The sequence below is a fragment of the Absiella sp. AM29-15 genome (assembly GCF_003434225.1).
GTDB lineage: Bacteria > Bacillota_I > Bacilli_A > Erysipelotrichales > Erysipelotrichaceae > Hoskinsella > Hoskinsella hominis.
The window spans coordinates 305,599-322,536 of the sequence record NZ_QVFL01000001.1 but is presented as its reverse complement, the minus strand read 5'-3'; the positions used below and the strand labels follow the sequence as shown (position 1 = coordinate 322,536).

The window sequence follows — 16,938 nt, the reverse complement described above, 5'->3', positions numbered from 1 at the left end:
ATGAAAAAGATTCAAGCATGGATAGAAAAGTATTTAGTACCAATTTCAAATAAGATAACATCAAATTACTGGTTCAGTATTGTGGCAGATGCTATCTTGTATATCGTACCATTCTCAATGGTAAGTGCCATTCCAAGTTTATGGTCAATTCTATTAAAGTTTTTCCCAGAATTACCAGATTTATCACCACTTAGCCAGTATTCCTTTGGCTTAATCGGATTGTTTGTCGTATTTATTATTCCTTATAACTGTCTGGTAAAGGAAGAAAAGAAAGACCGTTCCCTGATTGCTGGTTTTACAGGTATCGGTACGTTCATGTTATGTATGAATATCACAAAAACCGATGGTGGTTCCCTTGTTGATTTAGGTAAATTTGGCGCTGGTGGTATGTTTACCGCAATGTTTGTAGGATTAATTGTGGCAGTGATCTATCGTTGTCTGGCAAGATTTTCTTTCTTTGGTGAAGATAGTGTATTGCCAGATTTCGTAAAAAACTGGTTTGATAATATTATCGCAATTTTACTAAGCTTATTTGCAGGATATATTGTGACATTTGTGCTTAAGGTTGATGTATTTACAATGGTTCAGTTCTTAATGAAACCAGTAACCGGGTTTGCACAGAGTTTGCCTGGATTTATTACAATCGTATGTTTACAGAATATCTTCTATTTCTTTGGTATCAGTGGATGGGTATTTACTCCTGTTACACGTACAATTACACAGGCAGCGATTGCAGAAAATGCAGCAATGATGGCTGCTGGTAAAGCCGCAACAAATGTATATTCCTTTGGCGCAAGTCGTTATTATCACATTGGTGGACAGGGCGCAACACTACCTGTCGCTATCATGATGTTATTCGCAAAAAGCAAACGTTATCGTCTGTTAGGGAAAGCGACAATTATTCCAAGCTGTTTCAATATCAATGAACCATTGCAGTATGGCGCAATTGTTAATAACCCATTCATGTTTATACCAACCGTTGTTTTAAGTATATTATTGCCTGCAATTACATGGTTGTGTTTAACATACGGCTTTGGCACAATTCATTATGTAAACTTCGACATGAACTTCTTACCAAATCCAATTTGTGCATTTATCATGTCTGGTGGAGATTGGAGAAATGCAGTTATCGTTTTGATCAACTTAGCAGTCGCAGCTGTTGTATGGTATCCATTCTTTAAAGCCGCTGATAAAGATATGGCAGAGAAAGAAATCATCAAAGAAAAAGAAAAGGCAGCTAAAAAAGCCGCAAAGCTTGCCGCTAAACAAGCAAAAGTAACTGAAGAATAGGATGTGTTGCACATGGAAAATAAAACAGATATTAATGTTGTTGCCATGGAAGTAATTTTAAATGCTGGTAATGGTAGAGAAAATATTGATCAGTCCTTAGAAGAAATGGCATTATTCCATTTTGATAAAGCAGAGGAACTGTTAAAAAAAGCAGAAGATGATATTGTAAAAGCACATATTGCACAAACAAAAGTAATACAGGGACAGGTAAGTGGAGAAGAAACAGAATATTCATTACTGTTTATCCATGCACAGGATACCATTATGACAATCAATACAGAGCTGAGAATGGCTCAGAAAATGATGCCAGTCTTTAATGCTTTATATGAGATGAATAAATAGAAAAAGGAGCTAATTTATTATGAATTCAGAATTTCCAAAAGGGTTTTTATGGGGTGGCGCAACTGCCGCAAATCAAATAGAAGGTGCCTGGAATGAAGGAGGCAGAGGACCTGCGACTTCTGACTTTGCACGATTGATCACAAAAGAAATACGAGCAACAGAAGGACCTTATGATGTACATGTACCACACAATGCCGCATCAAAAGAAATGGTAGAAGATATGAAACTACATCCGGAAAACTGGGAGCTTCCGAAAAGACGTGGCATTGACTTCTATCATCATTATAAAGAAGATATTGCACTATTCGCAGAAATGGGATTTAAAGTTTTTAGAATGAGTATTTCCTGGTCAAGAATTTTTCCAAATGGCGATGATGATACACCAAATGAAGAAGGTCTACAATTTTATGATCATGTATTCGATGAATGTATAAAATATGGAATCGAACCAATGGTAACATTATCTCATTTTGATACACCTTTACACTTAGCGGAAGAATATGGCGGTTTCTTAAGTCGTCATACGGTAGATGCCTTTGTAAAATATGTAGAAACAGTCATTAAACGATATAAGGGAAAAGTAAAATACTGGTTAACATTTAATGAAATCAATAATGTATTATCTAATCCTTTTACAAGTAGTGGAATGATCTTAGATGGTGCACCAACACCAGAATCAGGTAATAACTATCTGGGTAATTGGCAATTGAAATTCCAGGCTGTACACAATCAAATGGTCGCAAGTGCATTAGCAGTTAAGAAATGTCATGAAATCGATCTAAACGCAAAAATGGGAAATATGCTGTGTCGTTTAGAAAACTATGCAGAAAGCGCAAAACCAGAAGATCAGCTACAGGTATTATTTGAAGATCATTTCAACTGGTTCTTTACAGATGTACAGGCAAAAGGGGAATATCCATATTACATGCAACGCTTCTTTGATGAAAATGATATTCATATCAAAATGGAACCAAATGATGAAAAGATTTTAAAAGAAGGCTGTGTAGATTTCATCACAATCAGTTATTACATGACATATGTTATGCGTTACAAAGGTGAAACAGTACCTAAGCCAACAGGAAGATTAGTATCAGATATTAAAAATCCTAACTTGAAGATGTCTGCATGGGGATGGCCAATTGATCCAATCGGATTTAGAATTACATTAAATCATATTTATGATCGTTATCATTTGCCAATCTTTATCTCAGAAAATGGCTTAGGTGCTGTAGATCATGTAGATGAAAATGGTTATGTAGAGGATGATTATCGTATTGAATATATGAAAGCTCATATCGAACAAATGCATGAAGCTATCAAAGATGGTGTGGATGTATTTGGATATGCATGGTGGGGTCCTATTGACTTAGTATCTTCTGGAACATCAGAAATGACAAAACGTTATGGTATGATTTATGTAGATTATGATGATTATGGAAATGGTACTGGAAAACGTAGTAAGAAAAAATCTTTCTATTACTACAAGAAAGTGATAGCATCTAATGGTGCGGATTTAGAGAATAATTAAGTCAGACAAAATGTCTGGCTTTTTTTCTTTTATAATTATATATGTAGTCGTTATATCCCAAAAATTCGTTTAATATCAAAGATTATATGAAATCAAAACTTTTTAGAAAGTTATAAATACCATCCTGATCACTTCTGCCACATAAGATATCTGCTGATTGTTTACATTGTTCGCTGCCATTGCCCATACATACACCAAGCATGGCATCTTCCATCATTTCAATATCACTTCCACTATCGCCAAATGCCATATATGCATTATCTGCTAAGTTCCAATATTTCATTAATGTATGAATACCACTAGGTTTTGTGACATCTTTAGGGAATAAATCAGTATTGGTTCCTCCAGTATATTGAATGCGAACATTTGGCATATGTTGAAAATAAGGTTCATATGAAAAACCAATCGGCATAAGCAATGTTATCAATAAAGCCTTTTCTCCATGATAGGGATGTATCTTATCAACGGTTAAGTGAAAGCGTGATTTAAAGGGTTCTAAAAGAGAACTATCCATTGTAAAAAAGTTGTCATCGCCTACAATATAAGCAGGAATCTGATGTTTCTGGGCAATACGAAATATTTCATTTAATTCATCTTGTGAGAAGCTATTTTCCTCAATCAGTTGATAATGTTCATCATAAACCTCTTGACCACCAGCGGATACGATTCCATCCCAGTTTATATCTTTTAAAACAGGCAGCTCTATAGCACTGGAAAAAGGTCTGGCACTTGCTAGTGCTACTTTGTATCCATGTTGTTGAAGTGCTTTGACAGCCTGAATATTTGAATCAGGGATGCGATGGGTAATTTGATCATAATATGTTCCATCAATATCAAAGAATACAGCTTTTATGTGTTCTTTTAATTGTATTATTTTCTGTTCATTCATATATATTTCTCCCATTTTTCTATATTAATATATTAAGTATAACGCGAATAATATGATTTGAGAAGGTATAATAAGATAAGTTTTTATGATGTCATCATCACATGTGAAGAACATAGTGTAATCGGCGGTTTATTCAGTGCAGTAAGTGAAGTAATCGTACAAAATGATTATTCATGTAAAGTGATACCAGTTGCAGTGATGGACACCTTTGGAGAAAGTGGTAAGCCAGAAGAATTATTAGAGAAATATGAAATCAATGCAGCAAGTATATTGAAAAAATTAAATGAACTATTGTAGAATGACATCCATCTGGTGATATGCTAGATGGATGTTTTATGTATGAATAAAAATATATATTTTATGAAAAATCGTTATATAATAGACAAGAAAAAGGGGATAGATTATATGAAAAAATATTTAGAAGGAATTGCATTACTACGATTTGAAAGTGAGCTTATTGAAAAAAGTGGTGTTTCAAAAGAACGTTTTCATAAGCTTTCTGATACACAAGCAGAAGATGTTTATTATAAAATTTGTGAGCGTTATGCGGATAAATCTAAAACATATAAAAATGGCTTACATTGGGCGAATATAAATGGCTACAGTAAGAAAAGTATGAAAGATTTTAGGGGATCTTATCCTGTAAATTATACAGAGTGGTATCATCAGTTAACAAATATTATATCGGAAAAGAATATGGTATATTTTTTGATTGATCGTGGAGGTTTTTATGATACAGGTGAAAAGTTTTGGATATTTGAAAGTTATGTGAAAGATTTAATTCAAACACTAGATTTATTAAATCAAACCGCATTTTTAGATATTGGCTGGTCAGATTATTATATTGTTTCAAAAAAATATGAATGGCTGATAGGATTCAATCATCATGATGTTGTATCTTTTATTGGAAAAAGTTTAAATTTAAGTAGTATCGAATAATATTCATATGGATATGTAAAGGAACCTTGATATAATACGAAAGGTATGTTAAATTATAGGTGTAAAGGAACCTTTACATTAGAGAGGAGGCCTAAGATTGGAAAATAAGGTTGAAGAGTTAAGAAAGAACTTAGGATTAAGTCAGGAAGAATTTGCGAAAGCAATCAAAGTATCCCGACAGACAGTCAGTTCTATTGAAAATGGCAAATATAATCCCTCTTTGGAATTGGCCTTTATCATCTCTGATTTTTTTGGCATTTGTATAGAAGAAATATTTCTTCATGAAAGGAGTAAATCAAATGAAAAAAAGTAATTTTATCACTGGTATCATATACATCTTCATTGGTGCGGTTTGTTTATACTTTGCTCTTACTACAGAAACGAAGCTTGATGGTTTATTGTTTGGATTTGCCGGAGCCGGCATTGTGCCAGGAATTGCATTTGTGATGAAATATTTCTACTGGAATCATCCTGATCATAAACAAGAATTCACAGAAATACTTGAAAATCAACATATCGAGCAACATGATGAATTAAAAAATAAACTTGCTAATCAATCAGCACGATATATATTCATCATAAATATAATGATCATTAGTGCTTCTACAGTAATATTCTCAATATTAGGATCATTAGAAGTATTGGAAAACACAAAAGTTATGGTATTTTATCTGGCAGCATTTCTTATCTTTCAAATTGTTTCCTTCAATATCATTTACCAACATCTATTGAAAAAACATTAAAAAAGTCCGACCAAAATGGAATACAACTCCAATATGGTCGGATATTTTATATTTCTAAAGTAAAACCGCAATAAAATCCATGAACATTCGGGCAAGCTTTCTCTAAATCTTCAAAACATTTTTCCCCTGTACAATGTCCTGTATAAAACGCAATGGGTTCCTTCTTTAAACATTCCATCAATTGATGCATGGTTTCATCATTTTCTAATACGCCACGGGAATTACTGGATAAATGAAAACCACTAAAAACATAAGCAATATCAGGCGCAATCTTTTTCGCACAGGATAAAATATTTAAGATACCCTGATGTGCACATCCTCCAAATAAGACGGTTTCTTTATCTTTGATAATCACACTTTGTTCATGATTAAATGAATCTTTTTCTAAACCATTTTGATGTTCTACCATCAAAGAAGAATTCAACACTGGTTCCGGGTATAAATGACAAGTATTTTGTATTATCATCATACCATCATCTATGGTAAAATTGGAAGATAACCAGGTAATACGTGAAGAGTGTAGGATAGTTTTCGGTAATCCCATGTAATGATATCCATCATTTCTTCCTGAATAAAATGCTTGTTTAGCCTGCTCCTGAATATAGATATCCGCAGTTTTATTGATTTCCATAAAATATGGCAATCCACCACCATGATCATAATGCCCATGTGTGATAATACAAATATCCACAAGCTTTAAATCAATTCCTAATAATTCAGCATTCTTGATAAATGTATCATCCTGCCCACAATCTATCAAAATTCGATGCTTTTGTGTTTCTACATATATTGACAAACCATGCTGAGCGCTTAAATCAGAATGTGTATGATTATCCACTAAAACAATAATTCTCATACGAAATCCTCCCTTATTTTATTCTTATTCAGTATACTTCTTTTTTAGATGATATACACCCCTGTTTAATCTTTTTATTTTAATTTTCCATATAAAATATTGCGTGAGCCAAACGATAACGAAGATAAAGATAAATATGCTAAGATATGTGATAAATCCCATGAATGTATGTTCCATCCAGTTTAAAACATAAGCAATTGGCAGCATTAACATAGCGGATATCATAAAATATAATCCTGTTTGTTTTGCGATACTCCACTCCTCATGCTCCCATATCATCGAAGCCATCGCAAAGCCACTACCCATAACACCACACAGGAAAGTCTGTAAAATCACAGCATAAATTTCACTTCCTACATAATCAATTAAATCTGGAATCACAGGAGAATAATATCCATGTGCCCATATCAAAGAAATGATAATTGTAATAACATAACCAATAGCGATACCTAATGGAAAGCCTAATAAACCTCTTAGAATCATTTGTTTTTTCATTTTCTTCACCTCATATTCCTAATATACGTTTCATTTTTGTGACATAACGGCGTGAAACATAAGTGACTTTACCATTTGATAAAGAAACACAAATGGTGCCGACAAAACTTAAATCAAATTCCTTAATCTTACTAAGATTGACAATTTCTGAATTAGAAATCCGTATAAATCGATGTGAATCCAGACGTTTCTCCACTTCATATAAACGTAAACGCAGTTGATATATGCCATCATCTGTTTCTGCCAGTATCTTACCATTTTCTGAATAAATGTGTATGATATGCTCTTCCTCTAAAATTCGCATGATATTATCTTGAAAACCTAAAATCACCTGTGGTGTTTCATCTGATATCTTTTTGATGAGTTCATTTATTTCATCATTCATTTTATCAGTTAAGATGATAACTTTTGGTTCTGTATAATGATCATCAATTTTTACCTCTACCTGCATACGATCACCCCTTTGACAGTTACAGTATAGCAATCAATCCTTCTTTCATCTAGTATAAAACGATAGGTGGCCTATATTTTCATATAAGTGGTCATTTTTCATATATAAAGAAAAGAATTTTTACATGGTTTCTACATTTTTGAAGAATGTTTTGGTACTTGAAAATATATTATAGAAAAAAGAACAAAATAGTTATGCTTTTTCATAGTTTTGCGTTATAATGTAAAAGCTATTGAGGTGATGAACATGAAAATTATCGTAGGATTAGGAAATCCTGGTAAGGAATATGAAAATACAAGACACAATTCTGGATTCAAAGTCATGGATGAAATTGCGAAAGAATGTGGAGTTTCTATCGAACAGAAAAAGTTTAAGGCACTCATTGCGACTACCCGTATCGGTGGGGAACAGGTCATGTTAATGAAACCACAAACGTATATGAATAACAGTGGAGAGGCATTGATTGAAGCTGTGAAATTCTATCATGTGGATGTGGAGGATATTCTTGTCATTTATGATGATATGGATATGCCAGTTGGTAAAATCCGTCTACGTGAAAAAGGCAGTGCCGGAGGACAAAATGGTGTAAAAAGTATCATTGCACATTTACATACCCAAGACTTTAAACGTATTCGCGTTGGTATCGGCAAAGATGCACGGGTCCCTGTTGTTGACTGGGTACTTGGAAAAATTAGAAAAGAAGATCAGGCAGAGTATGAAAAAGCTGTCGCAAATGCGAAAGATGCCGCTATCTTTTCCATCACGCATTCCTTTGTGGATACCATGAGTAATTTCAATAAGAAATAGGTGAGAACATGGATATCTTATTAAGAGAACTAAAGGATAATGAAGCCTTACAAAGCATTCTGCATAAGCAAAGCAATCTGGGCAATTTATCCTTAAGTGAGGAAGCATTACTATTGGCTGCGGCTTTCAAACAACAGCCAAAAAATCTGTTTGTGATCAAGAATAATACTTATACAGCACAAAAGCTTTACGAGCGTTTAACCACCCTGCTAGAAGACGATGTGCTGCTTTTCGTCATGGAAGATTCTTTACGTGTAGAAGCAATTGCAGCTTCACCTGAAAGTAAAGCAAATCAGATGGAGTCTATGGCAGCAATGATGGATGGAAAACCACGTATTGTGGTATTGAATACGGCAGCCGCTATTCGCTATATGCCATCTCCAGAAGTATTTCAACAGCATTTCATCTCATTGAAAACAGATCAAGAAATTGAATACGATGATTTAAAAGCGTTACTGTTTGAGGCAGGATATACCTATGTCAATCGTGTAGATCAGCCATTATGCTATGCCGCCCGTGGTGGTATCATTGATGTTTATTCCATGAATTATGAACATCCTTTGCGTATAGAATTCTTTGATAATATCATTGATAGTATTCGTTTCTTTGATATTTCTACACAAAGAACCATTGAGGTCATCAAGGAAGCACACATTGTACCAGCAAGTGATCTGTTATTCACAGATAAAGAAATTGCCTGTATCACAGAACGTGTAAATGAAGAACTATCAAAACAAGAAACGCAGCTACATGAAAGCTATCGTGAAACATTAAAAAATCGTATAGATGAAGATTTAGATGCCATCAGTAATCGTATGCCGGAAGCAAGACTATATCGTTACTATGCATATCTGGATGAACATGCGACAATCTTTGATTATATGCAGAAAGCATGGATTATTGTATCCAGTAAAGAAGAAGTCAAAGAAGCAAATAAGCATATCCTGGAAGAAAATATTGCCTATCTTCAGGAACTGTTTCAAGAAGGACAGGCATTATATAAATTTCAGGTATTTGAAGAATTAAATAAAGTACTTGCCAAACATCAAACCATTGAATTTAACATGTTTGTGGATTATAAAAAACCTGTATCTTCACAAATCATGACGATGGCTCTGGGAGATATCAACTTAGAGCGAACAATGAAAGAAATCATCACTGAATCCAGAAAACGCCGTGTATTGTTATGTCTGGATGATAAAGAAATTCCACAAGTAGAAAAGATTCTAAATGAAGAAAATATCGCTTATCGTAAGGTTAAGGAACAGGATACACTGGAAGAAGGTATTTCCATTCTTTGTAAGAAGATGGTAGAAGGTTTTACCTGTCTAAAAGAAAATATCAGCGTATATACTAGTAAAGAACTGTTTCACACAATAAAAAAAGCTAGCCGTTTTAGTAATAAATTTAAAGAAGCGGAAGTTTTACACGATTATCAAGAGTTGAATGTTGGCGACTATGTTGTACATAATCAGCATGGTATTGGTCGCTATATGGGGATTATCAATAAAGTGATGGATGGTGTCCACAAGGACTTTTTACATATCGTATATAAAGGTGATGCGGAGCTATTGGTACCACTTGAACAATTCCGTTTGATTAGAAAGTTTGTATCCAAAGAAGGTGCTTCGCCAAAGCTGAATAAGCTTGGCAGCAATGATTGGGAAAAGACCAAGAAAAAGGTTAGTGAAAAGATTGCGGAACTGGCAGATCGTTTGATTCATCTGTATGCTAACCGTGATGAAAATATCGGATTCGCTTTCAGTAAAGATACCCCCATGCAGGAACAATTTGAAAAAGATTTCCCTTATGAATTGACAGTAGATCAGGATATTGCTGTTCGAGAAATAAAAAAGGATATGGAAAGCCATAAACCAATGGATCGTTTATTATGTGGGGATGTAGGATTTGGGAAAACAGAAGTCGCAGCCCGTGCAGCATTCAAAGCAGTTGTGGATAATAAACAGGTCGCATTCTTATGTCCAACAACAATTTTATCTTTACAGCACTATAAAACCTTTATCAAACGATTTGAAAATTTCCCTGTCACGATCGCAGTTATCAATCGATTTATCACACCTGCAGATCAAAGAAAAATCTTAGAAGGATTAAAAGAGGGAACGATTGATATATTGATTGGTACCCATCGTCTGTTAAGTAAAGATGTTGTTTATAAAGACTTAGGACTTTTAGTTATCGATGAGGAACAGCGATTTGGTGTAGAACATAAAGAAAAAATCAAAGAATTAAAAAACAGTGTCGATGTATTAAGCCTGAGTGCAACGCCAATTCCAAGAACCCTGCAAATGTCTTTGATTGGTATTCGTTCTTTATCACAACTAGAAACACCACCATTAAATCGTATGCCGGTACAAACCTATGTTATTGAAAAAAACTTCTCTATGATCAAAGAAATCATACAACGAGAACTGGCAAGAAATGGGCAGGTATTCTATTTATACAACAATGTAAAAGAAATATATAACGTAGCCGCTAAACTAAGAGAAGCGCTGCCGGATATTGAAGTCGGAGTTGCCCATGGAAAGATGGAGCGAGATGATATCGAAGATGTCATGATGCAGTTTACGGATAATAAATATCAGGTTTTGGTATGTACAACTATCATTGAAACTGGTATTGATATTCCAAATGCAAATACGATTTTAATAGAAGATGCCGATCATTTTGGTTTGAGTCAGTTATATCAGATCAAAGGCCGAGTAGGCCGAAGTGATCGTTTGGCCTATGCATATCTGATGTATTCACCTGATAAACAATTAAGTGAAATTGCGATGAAACGATTAAAATCTATCAAAGAATTTACACAATTGGGCAGTGGATATAAAATTGCCATGCGAGATTTGACCATTCGTGGTGCTGGCGATATGCTGGGACCTCAGCAGGCAGGATTTATTGATACTGTAGGTATTGATATGTACATTGAAATGTTAAATAGTGCCATCATGGAAAAGAAGGGTATTAAAAAAGAAGTAAAACCTGTGATGAAAAAAGCAAATGTGAAAGTAGATGCGTATATCCCACACGAATTTGCGAATGAAGATTATGAAAAAATCACATTGTATCAGCGTATGGATGCGATCACAACTAAAAAAGAGCTATTGGATATGCAGGAAGAAATCAAAGATAATTATGGAAAACTGCCTAAAGCAGTGCAATTATTATTTGAAAAGAAACGTCTGGATATCTTATTGAATGAACCTCATGTAGAAAATATTACTGAGGAACAGAAGTTCGTCAATGTGACATTTACGAGTGCATGGTCTACCAGAATTGATGGTGTAAAATTGTTTGAAATGATGACATCTATATCAAAAGATACACGTATTCGTTATGTGAACAGCAAAATTTCTATGAAGCTACCTAAGACGAAAGATTGGTTATATAAGATGGTAGAAATCTTAGAGCGTACAGATGAATTAGTTATAAAAAATGCATAAAACTGATGAGAATATCATCAGTTTTTCTCTATATGTAAGATAAATTGGAGAGTAACTTGTCAATAGAAGTTGTAACGAACGGCAGAAATCTGCAACAAGTGGAATACCCGTTCATAGAAGAATGATAATATGTCAAGAAAATTGTTGTGAATGGTAGAATTTTGTTATGAACTGCGGTGTTTCAATTAAGTCAACAGATATGTGATGAACTGCATAATTTTGTGATGAACTGCAATATTTTTTGAACAAAGTTTTACATATATAATTTTCTGATACTAATTATGGTATAATTAATAAAATAGTTAAGGAGGTAAGTGATATGGAAATAAATAATGATGTAAAGATAAGTGATGTAAGTAATTTTATGACATTAGAACCAATGCACTTAAATGTGATGCCAAAAAAGCAAAATAAGAAAATAGCAGTGTTAAATATGATTGCAACACAATTTGATGAAAACAAAAAATATTCTGAAGCAGAAGTAAATGAAATTTTAAAACCTGTTTATGATGATTTTGTTTTACTTAGAAGATATTTAATAGATTATAAATTTCTAATGCGTGAGAAAGATGGTAGTTGTTACTATATAAATAAGTAAATCAACTAAAAAAGTTTCTAAAAAGCATTGACAGCGTTTTCATTTGATGCTAATATGTAAGCGAATTAAATGGACTGTAACTCTCGTGAGGCATAACCATTATAGGTTAGTCATGCGAGAGTTTTTATTTGTAGGAGGGATACTTATGATGAATTTATTTAAAAAAGATAACGATTTATGTGCGCCAGTTGCAGGAGTATGCCAAGATATTATAAATTGTAAAGATAATGTATTTGCTTCTAAAACACTAGGGGATGGGGTTATGATAATACCTAGTGAAAACACAATAAAAGCTCCATGTAATGGGAAAATATCTTCACTCTTTCCAACAAAACACGCAATAGGCATAATAACAAAGGATAAAAAAGAGATATTAATTCACATTGGTATTGATACAGTAAATCTTAATGGAGAGCATTTTCAATCATATGTTTCTGTAGGGGATAAAATAAAAAAAGGGGAAAAACTGATAACGTTTGATCAACAGTATATGGAAAAGAATGATATAGATATGTCAACAATCATTATATTATTAAATGGTGATAAATTTAGATATAAAAAAAGACTTTTAAATGGTAATATAATAGCAGGAGATAAAATAATTGAATTTGAAAGTGGTGATTAAATGGAATTAATTAAAAAAATTAATAATAATTTTGCTGTTGCTAGAGATAGCTTGGGTCAGATTATTATTGTTTCTGGCAAAGGTATTGGATTTGAAAAAATGCCAAGTGAAATAAAAGATTTAAGTAAAATAGCAAGAACTTATTATGACGTCGATGAAAGATACATTGATCTTATTCAACAATTACCTGAGGATATTGTAAATTTATCTACTAAAATTGTTGATTATGCATCATCAAAACTACAACAAAAATTAAATCCTAACTTATTTTTTACATTAGCAGATCATATAAATTTTGCAATAAAAAGATATAAACAAGGAGTTAAATTTGAATTTGGTATTACTTATGAAATGAAATATCTCCACCATGAAGAAATGATAATTGGTGAATATATCGTTAAAATATTAAATAAGAGATTTCAAATAAAATTACCAGAAGATGAAGCAGCAGTTATCGCAATGCATTTACTAGAAGCTGAAACTCATTATGATAAAAATATAAACAACGATATTAATATCAATCATCTTATGGAAGAAATATGTAAAATATTAACAAGAAACCTTAATATTGAAATAAATAAAGACGGATTCAATTATTGTAGATTTGTTACACATGTACAATATTTGATTCAGCGGAGAAATAAAAAAAGTGCATTATCAAGTGATAATGAAAAATTATTTCAAACAATGATTGACGAATTTCCATATACTTATCAATGTATTAAAGATATTCATCAATATTTTGATGAAGAATTGAAGTGGAACATAAGTGAAGAAGAAATGTTATATCTTATGTTACATATAAATAGACTTTGTAATAACGAGGACTGTTACCATTAGGGCATAACCTCACAAAGAGCTTATAAACAGCTAATTTGTGAGGTTTTTATTATAGTAATAAATCATATTGCGCGCGAATATGATTCGTTATAAAAAAATACGAGGAGAATTAAAATGAAAAATAAAAGAGAAATGGCTCAAAAAATCTTAGAAAAAATGGGTGGTATGGAAAACATTTCAAATGTATTTCATTGTATGACAAGACTTAGATTCAACTTAAAAGATATAGGATTAGTTAATTTAGAAGATGTTAAACAAATCGAAGGAGTTGTAGGTGTTCAAATTTGTTCAGGTGAAATTCAAGTTATTATTGGACCAGCAGTTGAATCTGTATACAATGAAGTAATCGACATTACGGGTTTAGCTAAAACATCACAAATTGATGAAGATTTAGATAACCTTAATCAAAAAGAAAAATGGTCAATTAAGAAAATATGTAATGATATATTAAATGTATTTTCTGCTTGTATAACGCCATTGATACCATTATTTGTAGTTATCGGTATTTTCAATATGATTGCAGTTTTGATAGGACCACAATTTTTAAAACTTGTAAGTGAAGAATCAGATATTTATAAGAACTTTTATTATGTATCTCAAGCTATATTATACTTTCTACCAATAATGATAGCTTACACAGCTTCAAAACATTTTAAATGCAATACATTGATAACATTGGCGTTAGCAGCTTTTATGCTATATCCAGCTTTGACAGAGATTATTAAAGAAGGCACATCGTTTACTATATTTGGATTACCAATGCCGTTAGTAGATTATAGCAATTCTTTGATTCCAATGATGCTAATACCTTGGGTTCAAAGTTATTTAGAAAGATTTTTAAATCGCTACATACCTGATGTTATAAAAGTAATTTTTGTACCTTGTGGAACAATATTAATTATGTTACCAATAAGTCTATGTTTATTAGGACCAATTGGTAATTATATTGGGGTATTTTTAGGTCAATTTATAGCATGGTTATATAGTGTAGCAGGACCATTAGAAACTGCTTTTGTTGGAGCATTATGCGTATTTTCAATTGTGTTTGGATTTACAAAACCAATTTTCTTCATTTGCGTGACAACACTTATGTCTACTGGTGTTGAGTATACATTCTTACCAATAGCAATGGTAATTGGCAATTGGGTTATGCTTGGTGCTTTAGCAGGATATATATTTACAGAAAAATCAGTAGATAAGAAACAATTTGGCATTACTTGTTTTGTTTCATTATTTCTTGGAGGTGTTTCTGAACCAGGCGTGTTTGGAGTATTTTTGAATAATAAAAATTCTTTGATTGCGACAGCTATTGCAGGTGCTGTTTCTGGTTTATATATAGGTATTATGAATGTAGGTTATTATGTATTTGGACCAAGTTCGTTTTTAAATGTTATGGGATTTATTGGAGGTCCATCTACTAATTTCTTACATGGATGTATAGGAGCTGGGATAGCGTTTGTTTGTGCTCTTGTAATAATGTTAATCTTACAGAAAAAAAATAAAAAGGTCTATTAAATAGAAATCTAATCTATATGATATAAAAAACAGGAGGAAAAATATTATGAAAGAAAAGAAAATGATTTTAGCAAACATTGGATCAGGGTCAAGTTATTTACCTGATATCGCAGAAATGCTGATTGAAAGAAGAGAAACAATGAAAGTAGAAGAATGGCGTTTAATGGATATAGATAGTTATCGTCTAAATTGTACTGGAAACTATGTAAAAAAGATGTTTAAAGATGCTGGAATGAATACCAAAATCATATTAACAATGAATCTTGAGGAAGCAGTAAAAAATTGTGACTTTGTTATTTCTACAATTCGTCCAGGTAAATCTGATATGAGAAATATAGATGAAACAATTCCTTTCAAACATGGTTTAATTGGTCAAGAAACGACAGCGCCAGGTGGCATGATTATGGGATTTAAAACTATTCCAGCTATGTTAGATATTGCAGACGCAATTAAAAAATATGCTAAATCTGGCTGTTATTTAATAAACTTGGCGAATCCATCAGGCATGATTGCGGAAGCTTTAAATCGCCATACAGATATTAAATTTGCAGGTTTATGCAATGGTCCAACAGTTATTCGAAATGCGATGAAAGAAATCTATGGAAAGGAAAATCCTGATGATGTATTTGTAGAAGTAATTGGCTTAAATCATTTGATTTGGTGTAAAGTCTTCTATAAAGGGGAAGATGTTACAAATGACGCATTCAAAGAACTATTAAAATGGTCAGAAATAAATTTACCAGCATTAAGAAAAGAATTTGTTGATGTAAGTTTACAAGAGTTTATTGGCTATATCCCAATGGGACCATATTTAGGTTTCTATTATGATTTTCCAGGAAACTTTGAAGATTTACAGAAATATTCTAAAAATCACTGGGAAGGTATGGTTAAACATGTACAAAAACATGTTGGTGATGTCATTGATGATTTAACAATGCCTGAAAATGCTACACGCGCAGAATGTGTTAAAGTAATTGAAAAAAGAACGTTTGAATTATATGAAAAACTAGATCCAAGAGCATATCAGCTTGCATGCAATACACGTGGAGGAAAAGGCTATGGAGAAGCAGGCATTACATTGATTAATGCTTTATGGAATAATACAAATGAAATTTTTAGTCCTGATGTAAGAAGCATGGGAACAATTCAAGATTTTGATCCTAATTGTGTATGTACTACAACTTCATTAGTAAATGCTTCTGGTATACATCCAATTGCTTTTCCAAAATTGCCAGGACATATGATGAGTAAAATATATGCAGCTAAAGAATATGAAAAATTGGCTGTGGAGGCTGCCGTTACTGGAAGTTATCATGCTGCATTAGAAGCTTTAGTAGCGAATCCACTAATTAATTCTTATGATCATGCAAAGGCAGCTTTGAATGAGCTACTAATTTTGGAAAAAGATTATTTACCTCAATTTAAAGAGGCAATTGAAGAATTAGAGAAAGGTAATGAACCTAAAAATTAATGATTATATAATTATATCGCTAAAATGGAGGAACTCTATATAAAATTTTTCAATTGATATTGTAACGAACGCTCATAATTTGTAATGAAAA

General features: G+C 32.6%; 18 protein-coding genes. 14 read left to right on the top strand and 4 right to left on the bottom strand.

All coding sequences use genetic code 11. The features are described 5' to 3' along the window. From DW761_RS01660 to DW761_RS01650, 3 genes are read left to right on the top strand one after another with little or no spacing between them, the layout of a single operon-like run. Nucleotides 1–1,290, top strand: coding sequence for a PTS sugar transporter subunit IIC (locus DW761_RS01660; RefSeq protein ID WP_117452626.1), 1,290 nt, complete (start codon nt 1–3; stop codon nt 1,288–1,290). A 12-nt stretch (nt 1,291–1,302) separates the two neighbouring features. Continuing rightward, complete coding sequence (locus DW761_RS01655; protein WP_117452627.1) at nt 1,303–1,632, top strand: PTS lactose/cellobiose transporter subunit IIA; 330 nt, start codon at nt 1,303–1,305, stop codon at nt 1,630–1,632. A 19-nt stretch (nt 1,633–1,651) separates the two neighbouring features. Then, a complete protein-coding gene (locus DW761_RS01650) occupies nt 1,652–3,160 on the top strand; it encodes a glycoside hydrolase family 1 protein (protein ID WP_117516236.1) in 1,509 nt (502 codons plus the stop codon). An 82-nt stretch (nt 3,161–3,242) separates the two neighbouring features. On the opposite strand, the gene DW761_RS01645 is transcribed toward DW761_RS01650, so the two are convergent. Then, nucleotides 3,243–4,049 (bottom strand): HAD family hydrolase, encoded by an 807-nt coding sequence (locus tag DW761_RS01645; protein WP_158553730.1) that lies wholly within the window; start codon nt 4,047–4,049, stop codon nt 3,243–3,245. A gap of 57 nt (nt 4,050–4,106) precedes the next feature. Here DW761_RS01645 and DW761_RS01640 point away from each other — a divergent pair, with 57 nt between their 5' ends. The 4 genes from DW761_RS01640 (at nt 4,107) to DW761_RS01625 (ending at nt 5,731) form a co-directional block, all read left to right on the top strand. Continuing rightward, nucleotides 4,107–4,346, top strand: a complete 240-nt coding sequence (locus DW761_RS01640) for a transketolase C-terminal domain-containing protein (RefSeq protein WP_117516234.1) — start codon at nt 4,107–4,109, stop codon at nt 4,344–4,346. Nucleotides 4,347–4,388: 42 nt separating this feature from the next. Further along, a complete protein-coding gene (locus DW761_RS01635; protein WP_147323298.1) occupies nt 4,389–4,988 on the top strand; it encodes a DUF6756 family protein in 600 nt (199 codons plus the stop codon). Between the two features lie 97 nt (nt 4,989–5,085). After that, complete coding sequence (locus DW761_RS01630) at nt 5,086–5,301, top strand: helix-turn-helix transcriptional regulator (protein ID WP_117452632.1); 216 nt, start codon at nt 5,086–5,088, stop codon at nt 5,299–5,301. After that, nucleotides 5,288–5,731, top strand: a complete 444-nt coding sequence (locus tag DW761_RS01625; protein ID WP_117516232.1) for a hypothetical protein — start codon at nt 5,288–5,290, stop codon at nt 5,729–5,731. The genes DW761_RS01630 and DW761_RS01625 overlap by 14 nt, the downstream gene beginning before the upstream one ends. Nucleotides 5,732–5,777: 46 nt before the next feature. Here DW761_RS01625 and DW761_RS01620 read toward each other — a convergent pair whose 3' ends face one another. The 3 genes from DW761_RS01620 to DW761_RS01610 are packed head-to-tail and all read right to left on the bottom strand — an operon-like array spanning nt 5,778 to nt 7,533. Next, nucleotides 5,778–6,587 carry an MBL fold metallo-hydrolase gene (locus DW761_RS01620; protein WP_117452634.1) on the bottom strand — a complete coding sequence of 270 codons (810 nt, stop codon included), beginning with the start codon at nt 6,585–6,587 and terminating at the stop codon, nt 5,778–5,780. Nucleotides 6,588–6,611: 24 nt separating this feature from the next. Next, nucleotides 6,612–7,082, bottom strand: a complete 471-nt coding sequence (locus DW761_RS01615; RefSeq protein ID WP_117452635.1) for a DUF3021 domain-containing protein — start codon at nt 7,080–7,082, stop codon at nt 6,612–6,614. Between the two features lie 10 nt (nt 7,083–7,092). Then, on the bottom strand, nt 7,093–7,533 hold the full coding sequence (locus DW761_RS01610) for a LytTR family DNA-binding domain-containing protein (protein ID WP_117452636.1): 441 nt from the start codon (nt 7,531–7,533) through the stop codon (nt 7,093–7,095). A 246-nt stretch (nt 7,534–7,779) separates the two neighbouring features. On the opposite strand from DW761_RS01610, the gene pth reads away from it, so the two are divergent. From pth to DW761_RS01575, 7 genes are all read left to right on the top strand, one after another. Then, a complete protein-coding gene (gene pth / locus DW761_RS01605) occupies nt 7,780–8,340 on the top strand; it encodes an aminoacyl-tRNA hydrolase (protein ID WP_117452637.1) in 561 nt (186 codons plus the stop codon). Nucleotides 8,341–8,348: 8 nt separating this feature from the next. Then, nucleotides 8,349–11,798, top strand: coding sequence for a transcription-repair coupling factor (gene mfd / locus DW761_RS01600; RefSeq protein WP_117452638.1), 3,450 nt, complete (start codon nt 8,349–8,351; stop codon nt 11,796–11,798). 319 nt (nt 11,799–12,117) lie between these two features. Continuing rightward, entirely contained in the window at nt 12,118–12,396 is a 279-nt protein-coding gene (locus tag DW761_RS01595) for a DUF2087 domain-containing protein (RefSeq protein WP_117516231.1), read from the top strand. 145 nt (nt 12,397–12,541) lie between these two features. Next, on the top strand, nt 12,542–13,021 hold the full coding sequence (locus tag DW761_RS01590) for a PTS sugar transporter subunit IIA (protein WP_158553729.1): 480 nt from the start codon (nt 12,542–12,544) through the stop codon (nt 13,019–13,021). Then, complete coding sequence (locus DW761_RS01585) at nt 13,022–13,861, top strand: PRD domain-containing protein (protein ID WP_117516229.1); 840 nt, start codon at nt 13,022–13,024, stop codon at nt 13,859–13,861. A gap of 114 nt (nt 13,862–13,975) precedes the next feature. After that, nucleotides 13,976–15,376, top strand: a complete 1,401-nt coding sequence (locus DW761_RS01580) for a PTS transporter subunit EIIC (RefSeq protein ID WP_117516228.1) — start codon at nt 13,976–13,978, stop codon at nt 15,374–15,376. Between the two features lie 46 nt (nt 15,377–15,422). Next, nucleotides 15,423–16,847: a hypothetical protein gene (locus DW761_RS01575; RefSeq protein ID WP_117516227.1), complete on the top strand. Its 1,425-nt coding sequence runs from the start codon at nt 15,423–15,425 to the stop codon at nt 16,845–16,847. The last annotated feature ends 91 nt before the right edge of the window (nt 16,848–16,938 follow it).